At 70.5% G+C, this 1,315-nt stretch carries 2 protein-coding genes; one reads left to right on the forward strand and one right to left on the reverse strand.

Features of this window, described 5'->3' with window-relative positions; all coding sequences use genetic code 11:
• Positions 1-87 precede the first annotated feature (87 nt).
• On the forward strand, positions 88-744 hold the full coding sequence (phoU, locus tag AC0CYZ_RS00430) for a phosphate signaling complex protein PhoU (RefSeq protein WP_472210929.1): 657 nt from the start codon (positions 88-90) through the stop codon (positions 742-744).
• A gap of 90 nt (positions 745-834) precedes the next feature.
• On the opposite strand, the gene AC0CYZ_RS00435 is transcribed toward phoU, so the two are convergent.
• The coding region (locus tag AC0CYZ_RS00435; RefSeq protein WP_472210932.1) for a phosphate ABC transporter ATP-binding protein at positions 835-1,315 on the reverse strand (481 nt) is incomplete at its 5' end.

Genomic DNA, 1,315 nt, shown 5'->3' on the forward strand with positions numbered 1-1,315 from the left:
CCTGATCACGGGGTGACCCGGGGCCCGTTCACCCCCGGTTCACGTCCAGGACGGGTGTCCGCCCCCACCCCCGCCTAGGGTGCGGCCATGCGCACGGCCTACCACGAGAAGCTCTCGGGACTCAACGACGAGCTCGCCCAGATGTCCCAGCTGGCCGGCGAGGCCATGAAGAAGGCGACGAGCGCACTGCTCGACGGGGACCTCGACCTCGCCGAGGAGGTCATCTCCTCCGACACCGAGATCGACGCCCTGCGGACCTCGGCCGAGGAGCAGGCCTTCGGGCTGCTGGCCCTGCAGGCGCCGGTCGCGGGCGACCTGCGCTCGGTGATCGCGGCGATCCACTCCGCGGGCGACCTCGAGCGCATGGGCGACCTCGCCCTGCACGTCGCGAAGGCGGCCCGGCGGCGCCACCCCGACCTGGTCCTGCCCCAGGAGGTGGCGCCCTACTTCGCCGAGATGGGCCGTGTCGCGCTCGACCTGGCCCAGGACGCCCGCCAGGTGATCCTCAAGCGCGACATCGAGCTCGCGTTCACCATGGAGTCCGACGACGACGCCATGGACGACCTCCACCGCCACCTGTTCACCGTGATGATGAACAAGGACTGGCCGCACGGCGTCGCCCCCGCGGTCGACGTGACCCTGCTCGGGCGCTTCTACGAGCGGTTCGCCGACCACGCCGTGGCGGTCGCCCGGCGCGTGGTCTTCATGGTCACCGGCAAGATGCCCGACCCGCCGCTGGCCTGATTCCCCCCGGAACGAGCGAACGGCCGGTTCGTCACCGTCGAACGTGACGAACCGGCCGCTCGTGCTCTTCGGGACGGGGCCGGGCCCGGGTCAGCCGAAGCGGCCGGCGATGTAGTCGTCGGTCTCGCGCTCGGTCGGGTTCGAGAAGATGTTCTCGGTGTCGTCGATCTCGACGAGGTGCCCCGGCTTGCCGGTGGCCTCGAGGTTGAAGAACGCCGTCTGGTCGCTCACCCGCGCCGCCTGCTGCATGTTGTGGGTGACGATGACGATCGTGTACTCGCGCTTGAGGTCCCCGATGAGGTCCTCGATCGCGAGGGTGGAGATCGGGTCGAGCGCGGAGCACGGCTCGTCCATGAGCAGCACGTCGGGCTGCACGGCGATCGCGCGGGCGATGCACAGCCGCTGCTGCTGGCCGCCGGACAGGCCACCGCCGGGCTTGTCGAGCCGCCCGGAGACCTCCTTCCAGAGGTTCGCGCCGCGCAGCGAGGCCTCGCAGACCTCGTCGAGCTTCTTCTTGTCCCGCACGCCCTGCAGCTTCAGGCCGGCGACGACGTTGTCGCGGATCGACATC

The sequence above is a fragment of the Actinomycetospora sp. genome (assembly GCF_055612215.1).